Here is a 20,677-nt window from a genome sequence, read left to right as displayed (position 1 = left end):
ACAAAGACCTTGTTGGTGACTATTGGCCTGGTGTTCACCTCTTCCCATCCCGAACAGAGAAGTTAAGCCCAGAACCGCCGATGATACTTGGATCAAACCTGGTAAAGTAGGTAGTCGCCACAATACCATTAATCTAAAAGCCTCCCAGAAATGTGAGGCTTTTTTTGTGCTTAAGGAAATTTCGAAATAATAATGCAAGGCAATTATAAGCCGAACATCTATATCATTGAAAAGGCACAAAAAAACCTCAACTTGCTACTTACTAGCTCATTGAGGTTTAAATGTTGTGCCGAAGATGGGACTCGAACCCACACAGGGCAACCCCCACACGCCTCTGAAACGTGCGTGTCTACCAATTTCACCACTTCGGCATAAAAAACTGGTTGGCAAAAATAGTAATGTTTTCTGCTTTACCAGATGTCAAAGCGCAAAAAGTGAAAACTTTTTAAACTTTGACGTTTTCGAACTGTGCAGGGATATGAATGTCCTTAAAACCCGCTGCCTGCAATTTTAATTTAAAGGCAACTTGTGTTTCATATTCTCCGTGAACCAGAAAGATTTTTTTCACCCTTTCTGGAGTCTGGCAGGAAAGGAACGACAGCATTTCATTGTAGTCGCCGTGCCCGGAAAATGATTCCATTGAATCTACATGGCAAACAACGTCAAACTGCTCACCGAAAATATTGACGGTTTTGTCTCCACGTTTTAGCGCGCCTGCAAGCGTGTTACCCGATGCATAGCCAACTAAAAGGATCGTGCACCTGGCATCGCCAATGTTGTTTTTGATATGATGTTTGATCCGACCAGCTTCTGCCATTCCCGACGCGGAAATAATGATACACGGCTCATCTTTGTCATTCAATGCTATGGAATCATTTACGTCGGAAATATATTTTAGATATGGAAAGGCAAATGCGTCGCCGTCTTTCTCAATATATTCCAGGATTTCCGGATTGAAGCATTCATCGTGCTCCTTCATGATCTTCGTCGCCCGGATTGCCAGTGGACTATCAATGTATACGGGAATCTGCGGAAGCTTTCCTGAACTGGAAAGTTGATCTAATGCGTAAATCAGCTCTTGTGTGCGGTCAATAGCAAATGCCGGGATAATGAGCTTACCTTTACGGACAACACAGGTTTCATGGACGATTTTGAGAAGATGTCCTTGCATATCCGTTTGCTTCTCGTGCAACCTATCTCCATAAGTTGATTCGCATATAATGAAATCTGCTTGTGGAAACGCATCTGGCTTTCGCAAAATGCGGTCTTCCGGCCTGCCTATATCTCCGGTAAATGTGAGTTGCTTAAATGAGCCTGCATCCGGAATGGTGAGGTGAACAGCAGCGCTGCCAAGGAGATGTGCAGCGTCCGTTAACAAAACGGCCACTTCTTTGTCCGGCCCCAGATAAAAAGTCTCGCCGTACTGGGCTGTTTTAAATAGACTTAATGCATGAACAGCATCTTCGGTGTTGTATAGCTCATCCAGCAACGGCCGGCCTTGTTTTTCCCGGCGCCTGTTGATACGTTCCAAATCCTTTTCCTGAATGTGGGCACTATCCAGCAGCATAACCCGGCATAAATCTGCCGTTGCCGGTGTACAATAGATTCCACCACTAAATCCTTGCTTTACAAGGCGGGGAATCAAGCCGGAATGATCAATGTGCGCGTGTGATAAAACAAGATAATCCACATCAGCAGGCTTGAAACCAAATCTTTCATTGAGCTCATCTGTCTGAATGCCTTGAAACAGTCCGCAGTCAAGCAGTATTTTTGTTCCTTTTTCTGTTGTAATCAGGTGCTTGCTTCCAGTGACTGTTCTGGCAGCTCCAAAAAATTGAATATTCATAAGTTTTTTAATTCAAGCTAAAACATATAGAGCGTCAAGGTTCCGGCCTAAACCATCATAATCCAGGCCATAGCCCACGACGAATTTATTTTCAATATCAAATCCTGTATAGCGAATTTCAATCGGGGTTTTTAATGCATCCGGTTTATGTAACAGAGTTGCGATAGCGACCGATGCAGGGTTGAGATTTTCGATTTGTTTTACCAATTGTGCCATGGTAAGGCCAGTATCCACAATGTCTTCAATAATGATGATATCCCGTCCTGTAATGTTATCGTCCAGCCCTATAATTTCCCTTACGGATCCCGTAGACATTGTTTTGGAATAGGAAGCCAGTCGTATAAATGTAATTTCGCAGGATAGGGCGGTCCGTTTGACCAGTTCACTCGCAAATAAAAACGCACCATTCAGAACAACAATAAAAAGCGGACAACTTCCTTCGTAATCTTTCGTGATCTCAGCGGCGATCTGAGCGATCCTGCTTTCTATAACTTCCCTGGAAATCAGTGGGGTGAATTTTTTATCAAGAATATTGATCATAATTTGAGGTGTCGTTTTATCAAAGGCCATAAAAAGTCGATGATAACATTATAAATATATTGTCAAAAACCGCGGAAGGGTCTGAGGATCAATATTAACTCTTTTTTCAAAAACCCTGCCCGTGGCAAACGTAAAATATAAATCCCGCGTTAAATAGGGAGATTTACCCCTGATATGAAAAGTCTAATAACACATATAGCCACATACTGTCTTTTAACTGCATTTTCAATCCAATTTGCCTCAGCTCAATTGTATTCGTCCGCTGAACTGGACAAGAACTACGATATGATCCTGAAAAACCCGAGCGTTCAGATTGAATCGACGGAGGCAATTAATATGTTATACAATTACAAATTTGCGGAAGCGGACACTGAATTCCGCTGGTTAAAATACAGATATCCAAAGCATCCGATGCCCCATTTTCTGATGGGCCTGGCGGAATGGTGGAAAATTGTGCCGAACACGGACAACGAAACGCATGATAAGGCGTTTCTGGCGCAAATGGACTCTACCATTAATCTTGCCGAACAGCTTTACGACAAAGAAAAAAACAAGGTAGAGTCGGCATTCTTCCTGGCTGCGGCCTATGCGTTTAAGGGAAGGTTATATGCCGAACGCGAGAGTTGGACAAAAGCAGCATTCGCAGGTAAAAAGTCTTTGAAATATTTCGAACAATGTAAAGGAAACGGCGATCTGACGCCAGAGTTGCTCTTTGGTGATGGACTTTACAATTATTATGCAGAATGGGTGCCAAAAGAATATCCGATCTTAAAGCCTGTTATGTCGCTTTTTCCAAAAGGAAACAAAAAGCTCGGTGAACAACAATTGGAGAAAGTAGGGAATAATGCATTCTACACGCGGGTTGAAGCCAGGTATTTTCTGTTGCAGATTTACAGCATGGAGAATGAGTATGGAAAGGCTTACGAAATGGCCAAATACATGTGGCAGACCTTTCCTAATAACCCCTATTTTGAAAGATATTTCTGCCGCACCGCATTTGTAACCGGAAAGATGGCCGAAGCAGAAAAAGCTGCATTGAACATTATCGAAAAGATCAGCTCAGGCATGCCTGGATACGAGGGAGTAAGCGGACGAAATGCGGCTTATGTGCTGGCTTATTACAATATGACATATCACAAAAATTATGATGCGGCATCCAAGTATTATCAAAAGGCAATCGACTATTCTACCCAAACGAATTCGCTAAACGCAGGTTACTACGTTTCGTCGCTCATAGGATTGGGCAAAATAGCTGAGATCAAGAAGGATTACGATGAAGCCCTTCGCTATTACAAGCAAGCGGCCGATAAAGCTGATAAGAAAACCAGTCAGGATCGGGAGGCAAAAGCAGCCATTGCTAACCTGAAAAAAATGAAAAGGGATCAGCGGAGAAAAAGATGATTGAAATTAACCCGGCTATGATTTAGCTGGGTTTTTTAATGCTGCATAATGTTTGAAAAACAGAGGAATTGTTTCTATTCCTTTATAATAATTAAAGAGCCCGTAACTCTCGTTCGGAGAATGCAAAGCATCAATGTCCAGGCCAAAGCCCATCAGAATGCTTTTGCAGCCCAATTGCTGCTCGAATAGCGCCACGATAGGAATGCTGCCGCCTCCTCTTGTAGGAATTGGTTTTTTACCAAATGATTCTTCCATCGCCATTTCTGCCGCTTTATATTCCAGGGAATCTGTTGGTGTCACATAAGGCAAGCCACCATGATGTGGTGTAACCTTTACCTTCACCGAAGCTGGTGCAATGGATTCGAAATGTTTGGTGAATAATGCCAGGATCTCTTCATCGGTCTGATGCGGGACCAGGCGCATGGAAATTTTAGCATTAGCCTTTGATGGAAGCACCGTTTTTGCGCCTTCACCAATATATCCGCCCCAAATTCCATTCACATCCAATGTCGGCCGAACGGAAGTCCGCTCAATGGTTGAGTAACCGTCCTCGCCCATAATGTCATCAATTTGAAGATCTTTCTTATATTCTTCCAGATCAAATGGCGCTGCGTTTAATGCTGCACGTTGTTCGGATGAAAGTTCTTCAACATGGTCATAAAAACCAGGAATAGTAATGTGTCCTTTCTCGTCTTTTAGCGAAGCGATCATTTCACACAATACATTAATCGGATTTGCTACGCCGCCGCCGTAAACACCGGAATGCAAGTCCCGGTTAGCGCCAACGACCTCCACTTCCACATATGTGAGTCCGCGAAGCCCCGTTTCAATGGAAGGCACGTCATTGGCAATGATGCTGGTGTCGGAAATCAGGATCGTGTCGCATTTCAGCATTTCCCTATGTTCGCTCACAAATGACGCGAGGTTGGAGGAACCAATTTCTTCTTCACCTTCGATCATGATTTTTACATTGCAAGGCAGATTACCGGTCGCCAACATGGTTTCCAGTGCTTTGATATGCATATAAAACTGCCCCTTATCGTCGCAAGATCCCCGTGCATAAATGCGCTCGTTTTTGATTACAGGCTCAAATGGTGGCGAATTCCATAGCTCATACGGATCGGCGGGCTGCACGTCGTAATGTCCGTAAATGAGGACGGTAGGAAGATTTTGGTCAATAATTTTTTCCCCATAAACCACCGGATGCCCCGCTGTTTCGTAAATCTCAACGCGATCGGCCCCGGCTTCTGAAATTCTGTCTTTTACAAATTCGGCCGCTTTGAGCATATCCTGCTTGAATTTGGAATCTGCACTTACCGATGGAATGCGCAGCAGGTCCAGAAGCTCGTTCAGAAATCGGTCGCGGTTGTCGTTGATATAATTTAGCATTGCTGTGTTTTTATCGTGTAATGTGCCTTAAATGGCGTGTCAAGATAAAAAAATAGCCCCTAAGGTCGTCCCTCAGAGGCTGTTTTTTTGATATTAGTTTAAACTATTTGCGGTTTCCTGACTTTTTTGAAAATAGGTTAACCCTGTTCTCATTTCCATTTACAAGCCTGACAATGTTTTTCTGATGCGTAAAAACAACAAGAACGAACATAGTAAATCCGAAAACGATTAATAGCGGCTCGGGATGGCCAAAAACGCCGATCCAGGAAAGCACAGGGAAAGCCAACGTCGCTAATATAGAACTCAATGAAACATATTGAGAAGCAAGCAGTGTCAGAATAAAGATCGTGATACAAACAGAAGCAAGTTCGGGATGGATAGCGAGCACCATACCCAGCAATGTAGCAATTCCCTTTCCGCCTTTAAACCGGACAAAAACAGGAAATATATGGCCGATGATCGCGATTATACCAAACAAGATCTTGAACATCAGCAGCTCGGTCTCGCCGATTGCATTCATATAAAATAACATCGAAGCGAGGCAGGTCGCAGTCCAACCCTTCAATACGTCAATAAGCATTACAATTGTTCCGGCACGTTTGCCTAAAACCCGGAAAGTGTTGGTAGCGCCGGCATTTCCGCTGCCATGTTTTCTTACGTCAATTCCAAAATATCCTATTCCGTACCAAACTGAACTCGGGATTGATCCTAACAAATAGGCAGCGATAATCGTAGTTATTAATAAGGCAATACTCATATTGTACTATTCGCAGAAAATTTTAAACGTTAAATTGTTTTGTTCAAAAATACGATAGTTGAGGGATTTTACAAGCAAAACGGATACAAAACTAACATTATACAAGCGATTTTTCAAGTTGTAGCATTAAGTATTGCGAATTCTACATTAACATCAAAATCCTTCGGTAGGCTCCACTTTTTTCTTTTTTTCCACCGGAACCACTTTTTTCTTGGTTGTTTTAGCAGCCAATTTGGCTTTTTTAACAGCCGGCTGGTAGAAATCGTCAAACCGGTTTACAAACGCATCTTTCTCCTCCGATCCGATCGACACCAGCGACATATCCTTCGATTTTACGTTTTTCGACTTTGCAGTAATCTGATCATTGAAGTCGACCTGCGACGAGACTACGCCAAGCTCTCCGAGTTTGTAATCAAAATAATACCACACATCTGGCGAAGCCTGTAAAAACAAACTGAATTCGTCTCCATCCACCGAACGCCTGATCTCCAGAACACCTTCCATCTGCGCATTAATGTTGTTTCTGCCCAAATTCGCTACGCCAATTGGACCTTGCGAATAATACGCACCATGCGAAGCCGACCAGTTCAAATTTACATTGGACAGCAACATAGGGACGTCCAGCGCCGGAGAAGCGTCATATAGTGGTTTGTAGCCCGCAGCAGTAAGCTTAATGTACGCATCCAGAGCCTGCGGCCCGATTAGTGCCGATAACTTATTATTCAATTGCTCCGCATCATCATCGGCTGCTGTGCTGTTTTGCTCTTCGAGATTCACTTCAACAATTTTCGCAGCCAATGGTTGTGAAATAGGTTCCAATGCGGGCAGTTTCATCAACAACATTGTATTAAATGAAAACCTGGAACTATCCACCTGCGCTTCGCCGGTTCCCACAGCTTGCAGCCAGGTGGCGCCAGTTAGTTTAAGCGGGCCTGAGAATGTTGCGAGTCCGGTTTTGTCATCAAAACGCAATGCATTTGCCTCGTCAACTAAACCATCAGCTCCTGGCGGCGGCATTACTTTGAAGGCTTTTTCGTCCTCATCATAGTTCAATGCGCCTTGCGCCTGGTAAATGTCTTCGTCCCCATCCGAATCCTTCGGCGAGAGGAACGACATATACATTCCTTTTGCCTCATTATAATGCAAGCCCACCGAAAGCGGAATGTCGTGCTCGTTTTTCAGGTCTTTATCAATTTTAATGGCCACAGTCTCACCGGGCGCATCTTTATAGACAATCCACGAACTCTGGAAATCCTTCCTGAATTTGATAACTGGCTTCACAAACCCATCCAATTGCAAGGAAGGCTCATAGGCAATCAGGTTAATTCCTCCTTTATATTGAATACGAGGGGAAAGAAGCAGGTTTTCGGTCTCCTTAATGTCTGCACGGGCCGTTGTATAGTATTTTACAGTTGAAGGAGCCTGATTGTCAGAACGTTTTTTCTTGCCTTCCTCGGCCGCACCAATTTCTCTCAATTCGAAATTCTGCATTTTGATATTGAAAGTGTCTTTTCTGGCCGTGATATATTGGTATGTAGCCGAACCTTCGAAATGGTTACGGGAATCGATGCGGATGTCTGCATCGCGCATTCTGTGGGACGTATTTAATGTATCAATCTCAATGCGCGCTTTCTTTAAAGGAGCGATTTTTCCTTTGCTATCCACACTCACCAATCCGCCATCCGGAATGATCTTCACATCCGCAGTTTGAATAAAAGGAACGCCCTTAATATTCAATGTCACTTTTTCCACATCATAAATCGCCTCAGATCCATTGAATGTCAGCCCTTCCTGATCCGGATCCATCGATGTGTAAGATGAGGTTTCGCCAAACCCTTTCATCAGGATCGTTTTCTTAGTCATATCCCACTTTGCGCTTCCGATCAATGTCTTGTAAGAAGCAGTTGGGATTTCCATCCCGGATGAGTCGGAGCCAAAGCCCGTCTCGTCCGTTAAGAAGTTGGCAATGCCGGTTTTGAAGTTGAAATCAATGTTTACATTTTTACCGGTAAGCAGCTTTTTTGTCGATTTTTGGTCAACACTATTGATTGCAAATTCGGAGCGATTGGCCAGATAACCATCCTTGTTGAACTTAATATCAGGCGAAGAAAGCTCAGAATCAGGTCTTTTCAATTTTCCATTTCCGTATAATCCCGTAGAACGCAGCAAAAGCCCGCCTTCCAAGCTGGTTGTTCCATTGTAAAATGAAAACGATTTGCCTTGCGTGTTGATGAACATACTGTCTGTATTAGGATACCATTTCAATGCATAATCCTTTAACTGAACAGCCGGAAAATAGCCCTTTCCGATGGTTGCTTCTTTAATGCTTGCCACTTCTCCGGATGCCATTAAGGAATCGGCTGTAAGCAACATGTCCTTCGCAGTCATGGAAGCAGATAAGTATTTCAAAATCCCTTTGGAATGCAAACCTGTGTTGTCCATCGTCAGCGTATCCGTAAATTTCGCCAGTGCTTTTCCCTCGTAAAGCTTCATATCCGTCACCGGCGGCTTGTATTCAAACCCAAGCGAGTTGTCCGGCATGCTTTTCAGGACCGTCTGAATGTTGGGAATGATGCCATTTGCATTGAATGTTCCTTCAAAAATCACATCGCGCTCATCCAGACCGCCCATATCGATCTTGGGAATTTTGAAATTGACTTCTCTCGGATAAACGACAGTTCCGCGCTCAGGTTGATCAAAATAAACCATCATCCCTTCCTCAACAACCAATCGCGGTGATTTCTTAACCCCTTTTTGCAGCCCGGATTTATTCTTCGGATCACTCAAATAGAATGTTCCCCCTTTTTCATATTTCACGTGACCGCCCACTTCGCCTTTCTGCCCTTTCGCAAACTTATCCCTCGGCGTAAATGTGATGGAATCGGAAGGGGCAACGTTCACAAAGAACTGGTTGTAGTCAAATTTGATGTTCTGCCCCCTGAACTGATAGTTGGAGGCGACCATTTGGCCGTTTAATGTGAAATTCCTGTTTTTACCAATGATCAGTTTTTTATCCTGAGGAACTGCGTAGATTTTCAGCGAATCACTGACCACGAACCGCGAAACACCCATAACGGTAAGCATTGTATCAGGCAGATAGATCGTGGCATTAGCAGTTTCGTCATTGGCTGTAAACTGAGAAGTTACCTGGAAGTTGTCATAATCGGCCTTATCCAGGTTTGCCAGCACAAACAGGATCCCTTTTTTACTTAACCCAAATTCATCCGTTGATTTATTGTAGATAAAATATTCTTCGAGCGTAAGCCTTTGCAGCGCATTACGCATGATTTCGGGTTTCTGCTTAAACTTCCGCGCAAGGTCATCCGCTAGGAATGCTGATTTTTTTTCCGTCTGCGTATAATTGGCAGCCATAATCAGCGGCTGGAATCCATATTCTTTACTAATGTCTTTAAAACGCTCCTTTTTGAAATAATCCAATGATTCCAGCTTTACAGGAGCAACCTGCTTACCATTAATGCGGAAAAATTCAACCTTATCATTCGGAAACCGCCACCGCATCGCCTGCGACCAGATGTTCATTTTATGATAAGTGTCTTTATAGGGAAGTGGCGCGTAATCCGTTCTTTCAACGCGGCCTAATTTTACCAATCCTTCGTCATCATTATACCTGAATGTCACACCCGGATGATACAGCGAATCGCCGCCGAGCGGCATGGAATAGGTCGCAAAGGAGGCAGCAATGACCGAATCTTTCAATTCAAACTTCTTGCTCTGAGCCGTGAAAGCGAGCTTATCCTTATATTTTACCTTGATTGTTGATGGAAGATCGCTCAATGACGAACTATACATTTCCGTCCCGATCAATGCGAAACCACCCTTATAATCAATGTTCTTGCGCGTATCTTTCAACCGGGCGTCAATTCCGTTAGAAACAAAACGCGGATAGGGAGCAGGCTGGCCTTTTACTTTCTTAACGCCGCGATATTCGAGCGTTCCTTTGATCGGCGCGGCAAGTTGTGCGTCGCTGTGCAGCGTCACATTCTCCGCTACAAGTTTGGGTTGGGAAATATTAAAGGAATAACTGTCCAGATCGGCGTAGATCGACGAGTCCCCGGCGGCCTGCCAGTTGAGCTTGCCACTTTTACCTACAAAAATTCCGTCTTTGAGCGAAACACTGCCATTAGCCGGCCCAAAAACAACCGAATCACCCGCCGTAACCATGGCAAATGTGGCATTCTGCAAATCCATTAAAGCGCCGGTAATGGCAGGCAGCGGATTGGATTTGGGTGTAATTACATAATTCGAGTCAACCGGCGTGTCCCAGCTGTCATTAGCAGCGGCAACATTTGCCTCTGTATTCGCTGTTACCGCATTCGTGGTGTCAAAACGATATTTATAGGTTCCGTTTAAAAGGTAAAGTGAGTTATAATTCGCAGCGTAAAGTTTATTGGTCTCATTAATCGTCCTGACCGTTTCCAGCACTTTCTGCAATGTTTTACCATCATATTTCTCTCCGGAACTAGCCGCAAGGCTCAGGAATCCTTCCAGATTTTCGGGGGATTGCTTCGCAAATGCATGCGTATTCCGAATTAAGAGGAACATGACAGGCCCTGCTTTCTGGCCTTTGGAGATCTGTGTCTTAACAATGTTGATGAACTTCGTCTGCTGGGAAGCATTCAGCGCAGACATCCACACGCTGTCGAGCTGCGCGGTGGATCGAATGTATTGCGGGTTGCGGCTGCCGTCCATGAGTTTGCGCAATTGCACCATAAACTGCCCCGGATCATCCGAAAGTTTTAGGTTTTGAGCAGACGCGGTTGAGCCCGCCCATGCCAGAATGCAGAAAAGTAACGCAGTACGAAGTATCCTCATTTGTTTGTTTCTCAACTTTTAAATACAACACAGGCCCATTGATTCCGGGTATTGGAATTGATCTTAGTTAAACCGTTTTCAAATGCACATTGCTCAATATCAGCCTGATCTGTTTCATAAAATCCGCTTGTTACCAGCCAGCCGCCGGGCTGCAAATGCTTCACGTAAGCGGGTATTTCGCTTAATAATATATTTCTGTTGATGTTTGCCAGAATGCCGCCAAACATGCGCTCCTCAGGCACCTCAGTGATTGTTCCCTGGAAAACCTCAGCCTCTGAACCCAGATTATTCATTAAAAAATTCTCCTTGGTATTTTCAACGGCCCATTCATCAATGTCAAAACCCAGTAAATGCGTTGCGCCTAATTTCGAAGCAAGAATCGACAGGATTCCCGTTCCACAACCCACGTCCATTACAGCCAATCCTTCATTTGGCAAACTTAGCTGCTCGTTCATCACGAGCCACGTTGTTTCGTGGTGTCCTGTACCAAAAGACATTTTCGGCTGGATCAGCAAATCGTATTTAAATGCAGGGTCCGGCTCGTGAAAGGTGGCCCTCACCCGGATTTGGTCACCAACTTCTATTGGCTCGTAGCTTTTTTCCCACTCCTCATTCCAATTTCTTCTTTCTAACGATTTCCACGTCGCCGCTATTGTCGTTAATTCCAGGTATTTGGCAGTAAGATCGTGCAAGTTTTGTGCATCAAAATCATTTTCCTGAATATAGGCCAAAAGCCCCTCATCCGTCTCCACAAAAGACTCAAACCCAGCCTCCCCCAACTCCGCCATCAATATTTCCGAAAAATCCGGGTCAACTTTAAGATCAACTTCTATGTAATTCATGTTCCACTAAATTTTGATTTTTAAGGCCACAATATCATCCGACCCTTATCCGTATTGATTAATATAGTAGGCTTTTTGGATACTGACGCCTATTATGTGTAAATTTAGGATAAAGCTTATCTCTTATGTATACTGCCGTTAAAGGAATTTACGAGAATGGTGAACTGAAATTCACAGAAACGCCGCCTTCCATCGAAAAATCGGAGGTCGTAATTCTGTTTATGGATGAAAAAGATGAAAGCGTGTTTTTAGACGAAAAGCCTAGGTTTGGAGTAATTTTGGGAAGTTTGGCTAACAAGGGATTGAGACTTCCTGATGACTTTAATGATCCTATGGATGATCTGAAAGACTACATGTAATGCAGAGATATTTAATAGATACTCAAATTCTCATTTGGTCTCTTATTTCTCCCGACAAACTCAGCGCTGACATTTTGAAGCGCCTATCGTCAGGTCAAATCTACATTTCCCAATTAAGCCTTCTTGAAATTGCAATAAAGCAAAAGATCAATAAGCTTCCTGAATTACAAATCGCGATTGAGGAATTGCAGCAAATCATTATTACAGACGGGTTTCAAATCATTCCATTGAAATTAAAGCACATAATCGCTTACAAAGAGATTCCGTTATATGCTCATCACCGAGATCCATTTGATCGTCTCTTGCTAGCAACAGCGTATGCTGAAAACATTTCAATTATCTCAGCCGATCTCAATTTCAAACTTTACGGCGATGTGATTCAACTCGTTGAAGCATAAAAAACGCGCTCACATCATTAAGACATAAGCGCGCTTCTCCATTATTATCATCAAGGCTTCCGCCGCTTCGCGGCTAAATCATGCGCGGTATCGTAATATGATCTTAAATTCATCCAGTCGAACACGTCTGAAATGTTTTCGACGCGGTTGCGCTGCATGATGCGGTCGCGGCGTTGCATTCTTACGAATTTGAAGAGGATATCGGCGAGCTGGTCGGCGGCCTGTGTGAATGTTTGAGATTTTCGGTTGATTACATAAATGCCGCGGTTTTCGTAATCCCTCATGATCTGCATAATGTAATCCCCAAATCCGGAAAGATCGCTTGTCACCGTCGGCACACCGCGAACGACGCATTCCAGCGGCGTATAACCCCAAGGTTCGTAGTAACTCGGGAAGACGCCTAAGTGACAACCCCGGACAAATTGTCCATAATCAAGCCCGAAAAGTGGGTTTGTTGAGGAAATAAAATCGGGGTGATAGACGATTTTTACGCGGTCACGCTCATTGTTGACAAGATTTGCCGTCTTGCAAAATTCTGTAATGCCGTCTTCTGCTTTCAGATCATGCGTGACGAAAGCGGGCAATTTGTCTGTTTTCCAGGTTTGAATGGTCCTTCTGAGCCTTAATCTCCAATATTCATCAACGAAATTGTTAAGATCTGGCATTTTATGGTCTGCACCTGAGGCTGTTGCCAGGAAAAGCTTTTCGCCAACCTCTTTTTCGATGGCTGTACAGGTCTCCTGCAACTCATTTAAAACAGCTCTTGATTGCAAAACATCCGGGTTAACGGAGTAATAAGGCTGTTTGGTCACAATGAACATCACGACCGTCATATCCATATTAGCCTGCACCATTTTCCAGTTTAACCTCGCCAATGCTTCCAGCGTGAGGTCATAACCCTTATTACTATATTCGTAACGGCCCGAAGTGAAGAAATAAAGCGTTTTATCCAGATCAAATGAATAGCTCGGGAAAAAATGTCCCAGCACAAATTCATGAATGCGCTCCTTATGCTTTAAATGCAGATTCTGAAATTCATGGACTGCCTGAAAACGCACGACATTCAGACCATTAGGCGTCACCAGATCCGGCATCCTGCCGAGGAAAACCTCACATTCACGTGCTGTAACATCGCTTACCGTTGTCAAAACATGCGCGCTTAATGCTGCTTGTCGTTCAACCGAACATTGTGCGAGAATCCCGTAATTTTTGGCTTCCTGTTCCCAGTCAAAGAAGGGGAGCTTGCTGTAAAATCCGCTTACATTCTGCGCCAGATAGCGGCCCAGCATGGTGGCGTGGGTCGTAAATGTGGTTGCGATTTTGACATTATCCCGTTTCAGATCCGGCAGGCCGCTGCTGGCCATCCACTCGTGGAACTGGGCATAAATTTCTTCGCGCTTCGCATTTTCTTCGGCGTACTCCTTTAAAAACAACCGTACAAATTCGCCAAAACAAAGTGTTTGATTGACCAGCGGCTCAACATTAATGGTCGGAATACGGCTGCGTTCCCAGAGATTAAATTTAATGGTATCCAACTCATGTGCAATGCTTTCCAGGTCAAAAAGGATCACACGCGGCTTTCCTGTAACCAGCCAATAGCCATAAAAAACATTATAGCCCATGTCGCGCATGCGTTTCACGACGCGGCCGGCAGGCGAATCTTCCAGATCAGCAATTATTTCAAATTCGGATGACGCTTTTTTCTCGAAATATGGGCCTAGCAAAAAGTAGTTATCTTCCCACTTTTCTACCATTGCAGGGACCTTGGTCCGTATTACAGTATAAATTCCTCCAACTTGATTACAAACCTCCCATGCAATTTCAAACAGGACGTTTTTCTTAGTGGTTTTGACAAATGGTTCCAATACGGGATGTAGGTTTAAACGTTATTAGCTGCATTTGCAAAGCTTGTTGTTTTCTTTAAGTCACAAAAATCCTTGTAATTACACAATAAATATGCAGAAAAATTATTCAGAATTACAACAATCCATTGTTTGTTTCTTTGTCCTCTAACAAAGTAGAATCAGCGTCTGCACGCTCAAAATATAACAAAGTCAAGAATGTGGCTTATATTAATATGTCCTCGGACAAAGCCAAATGAAACCCTCATGACATGAATTTAAGACGGTTCTCGGCTAACTTTGTTCCAAATTACGTTACTTTGGTTGGATTAACATTTTGCATTGGTTAGATAGTGAAAAAAATTAAAATAGTTGCGCTTTCCTTTACATTCCTTCTGTTTATAATGGAAAGTTGTATTGCCCAAAGTGCCGAAACTGAAGAAATTTTACCTCCAAAAAGGGAATTCAGGGCAGTTTGGATCGCTACTGTTGATAATATTGATTGGCCTAGCAGCAAAAATCTTATACCAGAGGAACAGCAACAGGAGTTTTCGGCGCTTCTTGATTTCCATAAAAAAGTAGGGATGAACGCCGTATTCGTACAAGTGCGGGCGGCCGGTGATGCATTCTACGCTAAAAGTCCTGAGCCCTGGTCGGAATGGCTGACGGGGCGGCAGGGAAGGCAGCCATTCCCGATGTGGGACCCGTTGGATTATATGATTACAGAAGCCCATAAGCGCGGGCTCGAATTTCATGCATGGCTTAACTTAAACCGGCTTGTACACAAATCTTCAACCAGCGTTTCAGCCGATAATGTCAGTAAAATACATCCCGAGTGGATCCTGAGCTATGATGGATACAAACTCTTTAATTTCGGGATTCCGGAAGTAAGGCAGTTTATCACGGATATGACGGTGAATGTGGCCAAAAATTATGATGTTGACGGGATCCACTTTGACGATTATTTCTACCCGTACGCCGCGCCCGGGCAAGTTATCCAGGATGAGGCAACGTATCAAAAATATGGAGAAGGTTTTGCCACCAAAGCAGATTGGAGAAGGCACAACATTGATTTATTGGTTAAACAAATTCACGACGGGCTGGCAGCAGTGAAGCCAAAGCTGAAATTCGGGATCAGTCCTTTCGGGGTGTGGCGAAATAAAGACCGCGACGCGGAAGGGTCCAAAACCTATGGTGCACTGGCTTCCTATGATGATCTTTTCGCTGATAGCAGGCGCTGGATCAAGGAAGGGTGGGTCGATTACATCGCGCCGCAGGTTTATTTTTCTTCCGGATTTTCACGTGTTCCGTATAAAAACCTGGTCGATTGGTGGACAGAGAATTCTTACGACAGACATTTGTATATAGGAATGGGCGCTTACCGCGTCGGAAATAAGGATAGGGACAAACATTGGAATAACCCCCTCGAGATTCCTAATCAAGTCCGTTATTTCAGGGAAACCGAGACTGACGGGGCGATCTTTTTCAGTTCCCGTTCTTTAAGAGGCAATAGCCTGGGTTTTGTGGATTCGCTCCGCCGCGATTTTTTCCGTTATCCTTCGCTGGTTCCTACCATGCCCTGGAAAGACCGCATTGCACCATTATCCCCAAGAAGTTTAAAAGCAACATTGCTGACAAAGGGCCTGGAACTGACGTGGGAACGGCCAGAGCCTGCGTCTGATGGTGATTTGGCCTGGTATTATGTAATCTATCGTTTTGGGCCGGATGAAAAGGCAACAGCGCATGACCCGAGGCGCATTATCGGCATGTGTTATGAGGGTGAAAGATATGTAGACATGACGGCCGAGGCAGGAAAACGATACATATATTATGTTACGGCAGTCGACCGGTTGCATAACGAAGGACGCCCGATTGGGCCGTTAAAAGTGGAAGTCCACGATCAAAAGCTTGTGAGATTTTAGCATATGAGCAATACAATTCAATACGAATATAAACCTGAATATCTGGCGGTTTCAGTACCAACAAAATATAACTCCGAAACACTTCGTAGCGAGGAAATGGTGTTGAATATGGGTCCGCAACATCCTAGTACTCATGGTGTTTTGCGTTTAGAAGTGGTTACCGACGGTGAGATTATCGTGGATGTAGTTCCGCACCTCGGATATTTGCACAGGTGTTTCGAAAAGCATGCAGAATCATTGCCATTTAACCAGGTTATACCTTATGTAGACCGCCTGGATTATGTGGCTGCTATGAATTCTGAGCATGCCTATGTAATGGGTGTGGAAAGGATGCTGGGCATTGAAAACGACATCCCAAAACGCATTGAATACATCCGGGTTGTTGTTGCGGAATTAAACCGGTTGGCTTCACATTTTGTAGCATTAGGAACCTACGCCATGGACATTGGTGCTTATACGCCTTTTCTGTGGATGATGCGCGACCGGGAGCAAATCCTGCGCTTGCTGGAATGGACTTGCGGCGCCCGAATGCTTTATAACTATATCTGGATAGGCGGATTATTTTACGATCTGCCCGTTGGTTTCGAGGAACGCTGCCTGGAATTTATCAAATATCTGAAACCCAAATTGACAGAGTTACAGCAACTCGTAGTCGACAATAAAATCTTTATCCAACGCACAGCCAATGTTGGCGTCCTGCCGTTGCCCGTTGCCATTAATTACGGTTGCACAGGCCCAATGTTACGCGGTTCGGGTTTGCGGTATGATCTCAGAAAAGTGGATGCATACTCCGTTTATCCCGAGCTGGATTTTGAAATCCCCATTGGAGAAGGCGCTATGGGCACAACAGGCGATTGCTGGGACAGGACCTGGGTTCGTGTGGTTGAATGTTGGGAATCTGTGAAGATCATTGAGCAAAGTCTGGAACAGCTCACCGGAAATTTCAAACGCACCCGCGACTTCGATCCACAAGCCGTTGTACCCAAGAAAATCCGCCCGAAAGCAATGGATTTTTACGTTCGGGGAGAAAGCCCGAAAGGCGAACTGGGCTTCTTTTTCCGATCCGACGGCCGTTCCGATGTCCCAATCCGCTGCAAGGCTAGGTCATGCTGCTTTCATAACCTCTCGGTGATTGGTGAAATTACAAAAGGATCATTATTGGCGGATCTGGTGGCGGTTATTGGTTCAATAGACGTAGTGATGGGGGAAGTGGATCGCTAGGGCAAAAAAGAAGCCGCCTTTCAGCAGCTCCTTCTTTCTCTCCTATTTTTTTCTAAACTTAAACAGCCTGCGCAACGCCTACCAAATCATGCTTGGCCAAAAACTCGGCAATCTGAACTGTATTTGTTGCTGCTCCTTTGCGAAGGTTGTCCGCTACAATCCACAAGTTCAATGTTTTAGGCTGCGATTCGTCGCGGCGGATGCGGCCTACGAAAGTTTCGTCTTTTCCGTGAGCGGTTAATGGCATTGGGTAAAGTGCTTTTTTAGGATCATCCTGCAAAATCACACCTTCCGCCTCGCTCAGAATCTGACGCACTTCGTCAATATCAAATTCGTTTTCAAATTCAATGTTAACCGCCTCAGAGTGACCACCGATCGTTGGGATACGAACCGTCGTTGCAGTTACTGCAATGCTGTCGTCGCCCATGATCTTTTTCGTTTCATTGGTCATTTTCATTTCTTCCTTCGTGTAGCCGTTATCCAGGAACACATCGATGTGCGGCAACACATTCAGGTCGATTTGGTGCGGGTAGACTTTTCCTTTGCTATGATCGCCGGCGCGTTCCGAAAAAAGCTGGTCAACTGCCGCCTTACCCGTTCCGGTTACAGACTGGTAAGTGGAAACGACAACCCGTTTGATCTTATATTTTTGATGCAAAGGATTCAAAACCACCACCATTTGAATGGTTGAGCAGTTTGGGTTTGCAATGATTTTATCTTCTCTCGTCAATTCACCCGCATTGATTTCAGGAACAACCAGTTTTTTGGTCGGGTCCATTCTCCATGCCGAGGAATTATCGATTACTGTAATGCCGGCTTCTGCGAATCTTGGGGCAAGCTCCAAGGATGTGCCGCCGCCAGCTGAAAATATCGCTATCTCAGGTTTGGCTGCAATGGCTTCCTCAAATCCGATCACCTTTATCTGTTTACCCTTGAATGTAACTTCCTTACCAACAGATCTTTCAGATGCAACGGCTAATAATTCCGTCACCGGGAAATTACGCTCTTCGAGCACTTTGAGGATTTCGCCGCCTACCAAACCGGTAGCGCCTACTACTGCGATTTTCATTCTAGCATTAAGATAAAAAGTGAATAGAAAATTGATCTTGCTTTTGCACTGCCTGAGCAGGTGAAAAGTGCCGCAAATTTACGAGGAATTTTAGAATGAATGTGGATTTTTACATTTTAAGCATTGAACTTCCGGCCAAGAAAGCCAAATGCATTACCAAAACCAGGTTTTTTCAGGTGTTATGCAGGCATCCATGCGAATGTCATAAATATCAACATCGCTAATGTTAGCAACAGGTCCGAAGTATGAAAGTCCCGTTTTAACCGCATCGGGCCGACATTTAGCTAAAAACCGATCATAATATCCGCCACCATAACCGACTCTGTAACCTTGCTCATCAAAAGCCAGCAGGGGAATAAAAATATGGTCAATCTCCTGAACCGGAATAGTTTGAGAAGTCAAAGGATCGGGTTCAGGAATGCCCCACTGGTTGGTGATCAGATGGGTTTGTGTGTTGAGAATATAGTGTTCCATTTCCTTTGTTTTCGGGATTACGTAAGGAACTGCAATGCGGATGTTAGGAAAGGCAATCTGTAACTGCCTGATAATGTTCCAGGTGTCGATTTCCTTTTTGTTTATTTGGGGTAAAAAAATGTGAATGTTTTCCGTGCCGCTTAATGTGAGCGATTCCAGCACATTTCGACAAATAAGATCATTTTTAATGGCGGCCTCCTCCGGCGTCAGACTTATTCTCTTTAAAAGAAAATCCTTACGCAATGTTGCCTTATCCATCATTTGAGTGTTTTAATTCTTTTGGCAATATCAAAATTTAGGTCTTAGCCGCCAAAGTTAACTCCTTAACAATGTTGTCCTTTTTTCGCCTTTTTACGCTATTGTTCGTACTTTCACGCTCGCATTTTAAATTCTTTAACCATAGTTTATAAACAAGACATGAGCAAAATTAAAGTTGCAAATCCCGTAGTGGAGCTTGACGGAGACGAAATGACCAGAATTATCTGGAAGTTTATTAAAGAAAAACTTATTCTGCCATACCTGGAACTGGATATCAAATATTACGATTTGGGCGTGGAATACCGCGATGAAACGAATGACCAGGTTACCATAGATGCAGCGAATGCGATTAAGGAATATGGTGTGGGTATCAAATGCGCTACGATCACACCGGATGAAGACCGCGTGAAGGAGTTCAACCTGAAACAAATGTGGAAATCACCAAACGGAACAATCCGCAATATTTTGGACGGAACCGTTTTCCGTGAGCCTATCGTAATGAGCAATGTGCCTCGTTTGGTAACAAACTGGACTGCGCCTATCATCGTTGGACGTCACGCATTTGGTGATCAATATAAAGCAACTGATTTTGTTGTTCCTGGAAAAGGAAAGCTTACCATTAAATTTGAAGGCGAAGATGGCAATGTGATTGAGCACGAAGTGTATCAGTTCAAAGGCCCGGGCGTTGCGATGGGAATGTACAACATTGATGAGTCCATCCGTGGATTTGCTTATGCTTGTTTCAATGTGGCATTGGACAAGGGATGGCCATTATATCTTTCTACAAAAAACACGATCCTTAAAAAATACGACGGTCGCTTCAAAGACATTTTCCAGGAAGTTTACGAAAGCGATTACGCAGGAAAAGTGCATTACGAGCACCGTTTGATCGATGACATGGTTGCTTCTGCATTGAAATGGGAAGGAAACTTCGTTTGGGCTTGTAAAAACTATGATGGTGACGTTCAGTCAGATACAGTTGCACAAGGTTTCGGTTCATTGGGTCTGATGACTTCTGTTCTGGTAACACCAGATGGCAAAACCATGGAAGCGGAAGCAGCGCACGGAACGGTAACACGTCACTATCGCGAGCACCAAAAAGGAAAACCAACTTCTACCAACCCGATCGCGTCTATTTTTGCGTGGACACGCGGCTTGGCTTTCCGTGGTAAATTGGATGGAAACCAACCATTGATCGATTTCAGCCTTGCCCTTGAAAAAGTGTGTATTGAAACGGTTGAAAGTGGAAAAATGACCAAGGATCTTGCGGTGAACATTCACGGAAACGACGTGAAACACGGCGAACATTACCTTTATACTGAGGAATTCCTTGACGCAATTGATGAAAATCTGAAAGCTGCATTGGCTTAATCCATTTATAATTGTTTACAAAACGCCACTGATTCATTGCGGATCGGTGGCGTTTTTGTTTAGGTATCATTTTGGTATAATAGGATTTATTACAAATGTTACCCCCATCAATACATTGAAGCGCAATTTTCTACGCATATGGCTGCTGTTTCTGTG

General features: G+C 44.1%; 15 protein-coding genes, 1 tRNA gene and 1 rRNA gene. 7 read left to right on the top strand and 10 right to left on the bottom strand.

All coding sequences use genetic code 11. The features are described 5' to 3' along the window. The first annotated feature begins 11 nt into the window (after positions 1 to 11). Positions 12 to 123 (top strand): 5S ribosomal RNA (gene rrf / locus L0659_RS20850). A 164-nt stretch (positions 124 to 287) separates the two neighbouring features. Here the strand turns inward: rrf and L0659_RS20845 are convergent. From L0659_RS20845 to hpt, 3 genes are all read right to left on the bottom strand, one after another. Next, positions 288 to 371, bottom strand: a tRNA-Leu gene (locus L0659_RS20845). Between the two features lie 74 nt (positions 372 to 445). Further along, complete coding sequence (locus L0659_RS20840; RefSeq protein ID WP_235128509.1) at positions 446 to 1,846, bottom strand: MBL fold metallo-hydrolase RNA specificity domain-containing protein; 1,401 nt, start codon at positions 1,844 to 1,846, stop codon at positions 446 to 448. A 12-nt stretch (positions 1,847 to 1,858) separates the two neighbouring features. Further along, positions 1,859 to 2,386 (bottom strand): hypoxanthine phosphoribosyltransferase, encoded by a 528-nt coding sequence (hpt, locus tag L0659_RS20835; RefSeq protein ID WP_235128508.1) that lies wholly within the window; start codon positions 2,384 to 2,386, stop codon positions 1,859 to 1,861. A gap of 174 nt (positions 2,387 to 2,560) precedes the next feature. Between hpt and L0659_RS20830 the strand changes: the two genes are divergently transcribed. Beyond that, a complete protein-coding gene (locus L0659_RS20830) occupies positions 2,561 to 3,787 on the top strand; it encodes a lipopolysaccharide assembly protein LapB (protein WP_235128507.1) in 1,227 nt (408 codons plus the stop codon). 15 nt (positions 3,788 to 3,802) lie between these two features. Here the strand turns inward: L0659_RS20830 and L0659_RS20825 are convergent, their stop codons facing one another. The 4 genes from L0659_RS20825 to prmA all read right to left on the bottom strand — a co-directional run bounded on the left by L0659_RS20825 (position 3,803) and on the right by prmA (position 11,608). Then, complete coding sequence (locus tag L0659_RS20825) at positions 3,803 to 5,176, bottom strand: dipeptidase (protein WP_235128506.1); 1,374 nt, start codon at positions 5,174 to 5,176, stop codon at positions 3,803 to 3,805. Positions 5,177 to 5,279: 103 nt separating this feature from the next. Then, complete coding sequence (plsY, locus tag L0659_RS20820; protein ID WP_235128505.1) at positions 5,280 to 5,933, bottom strand: glycerol-3-phosphate 1-O-acyltransferase PlsY; 654 nt, start codon at positions 5,931 to 5,933, stop codon at positions 5,280 to 5,282. Positions 5,934 to 6,086: 153 nt separating this feature from the next. Further along, entirely contained in the window at positions 6,087 to 10,766 is a 4,680-nt protein-coding gene (locus tag L0659_RS20815; RefSeq protein ID WP_235128504.1) for a hypothetical protein, read from the bottom strand. 11 nt (positions 10,767 to 10,777) lie between these two features. Next, positions 10,778 to 11,608, bottom strand: coding sequence for a 50S ribosomal protein L11 methyltransferase (prmA, locus tag L0659_RS20810; protein WP_235128503.1), 831 nt, complete (start codon positions 11,606 to 11,608; stop codon positions 10,778 to 10,780). Positions 11,609 to 11,733: 125 nt separating this feature from the next. Here prmA and L0659_RS20805 point away from each other — a divergent pair, with 125 nt between their 5' ends. Both L0659_RS20805 and L0659_RS20800 read left to right on the top strand, forming a co-directional pair. After that, positions 11,734 to 11,967 carry a hypothetical protein gene (locus L0659_RS20805; RefSeq protein ID WP_235128502.1) on the top strand — a complete coding sequence of 78 codons (234 nt, stop codon included), beginning with the start codon at positions 11,734 to 11,736 and terminating at the stop codon, positions 11,965 to 11,967. After that, positions 11,967 to 12,365 carry a type II toxin-antitoxin system VapC family toxin gene (locus L0659_RS20800; RefSeq protein ID WP_235128501.1) on the top strand — a complete coding sequence of 133 codons (399 nt, stop codon included), beginning with the start codon at positions 11,967 to 11,969 and terminating at the stop codon, positions 12,363 to 12,365. The genes L0659_RS20805 and L0659_RS20800 overlap by 1 nt, the downstream gene beginning before the upstream one ends. A 50-nt stretch (positions 12,366 to 12,415) precedes the next feature. Here L0659_RS20800 and L0659_RS20795 read toward each other — a convergent pair whose 3' ends face one another. Further along, the gene (locus L0659_RS20795) at positions 12,416 to 14,230 is read right to left on the bottom strand and encodes a glycogen synthase (protein ID WP_235128500.1); all 1,815 of its coding nucleotides are present in this window, start codon (positions 14,228 to 14,230) and stop codon (positions 12,416 to 12,418) included. Between the two features lie 380 nt (positions 14,231 to 14,610). On the opposite strand from L0659_RS20795, the gene L0659_RS20790 reads away from it, so the two are divergent. Further along, positions 14,611 to 16,128 (top strand): glycoside hydrolase family 10 protein, encoded by a 1,518-nt coding sequence (locus L0659_RS20790; RefSeq protein ID WP_235128499.1) that lies wholly within the window; start codon positions 14,611 to 14,613, stop codon positions 16,126 to 16,128. Positions 16,129 to 16,131: 3 nt separating this feature from the next. Beyond that, entirely contained in the window at positions 16,132 to 17,349 is a 1,218-nt protein-coding gene (locus L0659_RS20785) for an NADH-quinone oxidoreductase subunit D (RefSeq protein WP_235128498.1), read from the top strand. A gap of 58 nt (positions 17,350 to 17,407) precedes the next feature. Here L0659_RS20785 and L0659_RS20780 read toward each other — a convergent pair whose 3' ends face one another. Together L0659_RS20780 and L0659_RS20775 are read right to left on the bottom strand one after the other, a co-directional pair. After that, positions 17,408 to 18,418, bottom strand: coding sequence for an aspartate-semialdehyde dehydrogenase (locus L0659_RS20780; RefSeq protein WP_235128497.1), 1,011 nt, complete (start codon positions 18,416 to 18,418; stop codon positions 17,408 to 17,410). A 153-nt stretch (positions 18,419 to 18,571) separates the two neighbouring features. Continuing rightward, positions 18,572 to 19,153, bottom strand: coding sequence for a 5-formyltetrahydrofolate cyclo-ligase (locus tag L0659_RS20775; RefSeq protein WP_235128496.1), 582 nt, complete (start codon positions 19,151 to 19,153; stop codon positions 18,572 to 18,574). A gap of 156 nt (positions 19,154 to 19,309) precedes the next feature. On the opposite strand from L0659_RS20775, the gene L0659_RS20770 reads away from it, so the two are divergent. Continuing rightward, the gene (locus L0659_RS20770) at positions 19,310 to 20,521 is read left to right on the top strand and encodes an NADP-dependent isocitrate dehydrogenase (protein WP_235128495.1); all 1,212 of its coding nucleotides are present in this window, start codon (positions 19,310 to 19,312) and stop codon (positions 20,519 to 20,521) included. The last annotated feature ends 156 nt before the right edge of the window (positions 20,522 to 20,677 follow it).

Source organism: Dyadobacter sp. CY347 (assembly GCF_021502655.1).
GTDB lineage: Bacteria > Bacteroidota > Bacteroidia > Cytophagales > Spirosomataceae > Dyadobacter.
This window is presented reverse-complemented; position numbering and strand designations above follow the sequence as displayed.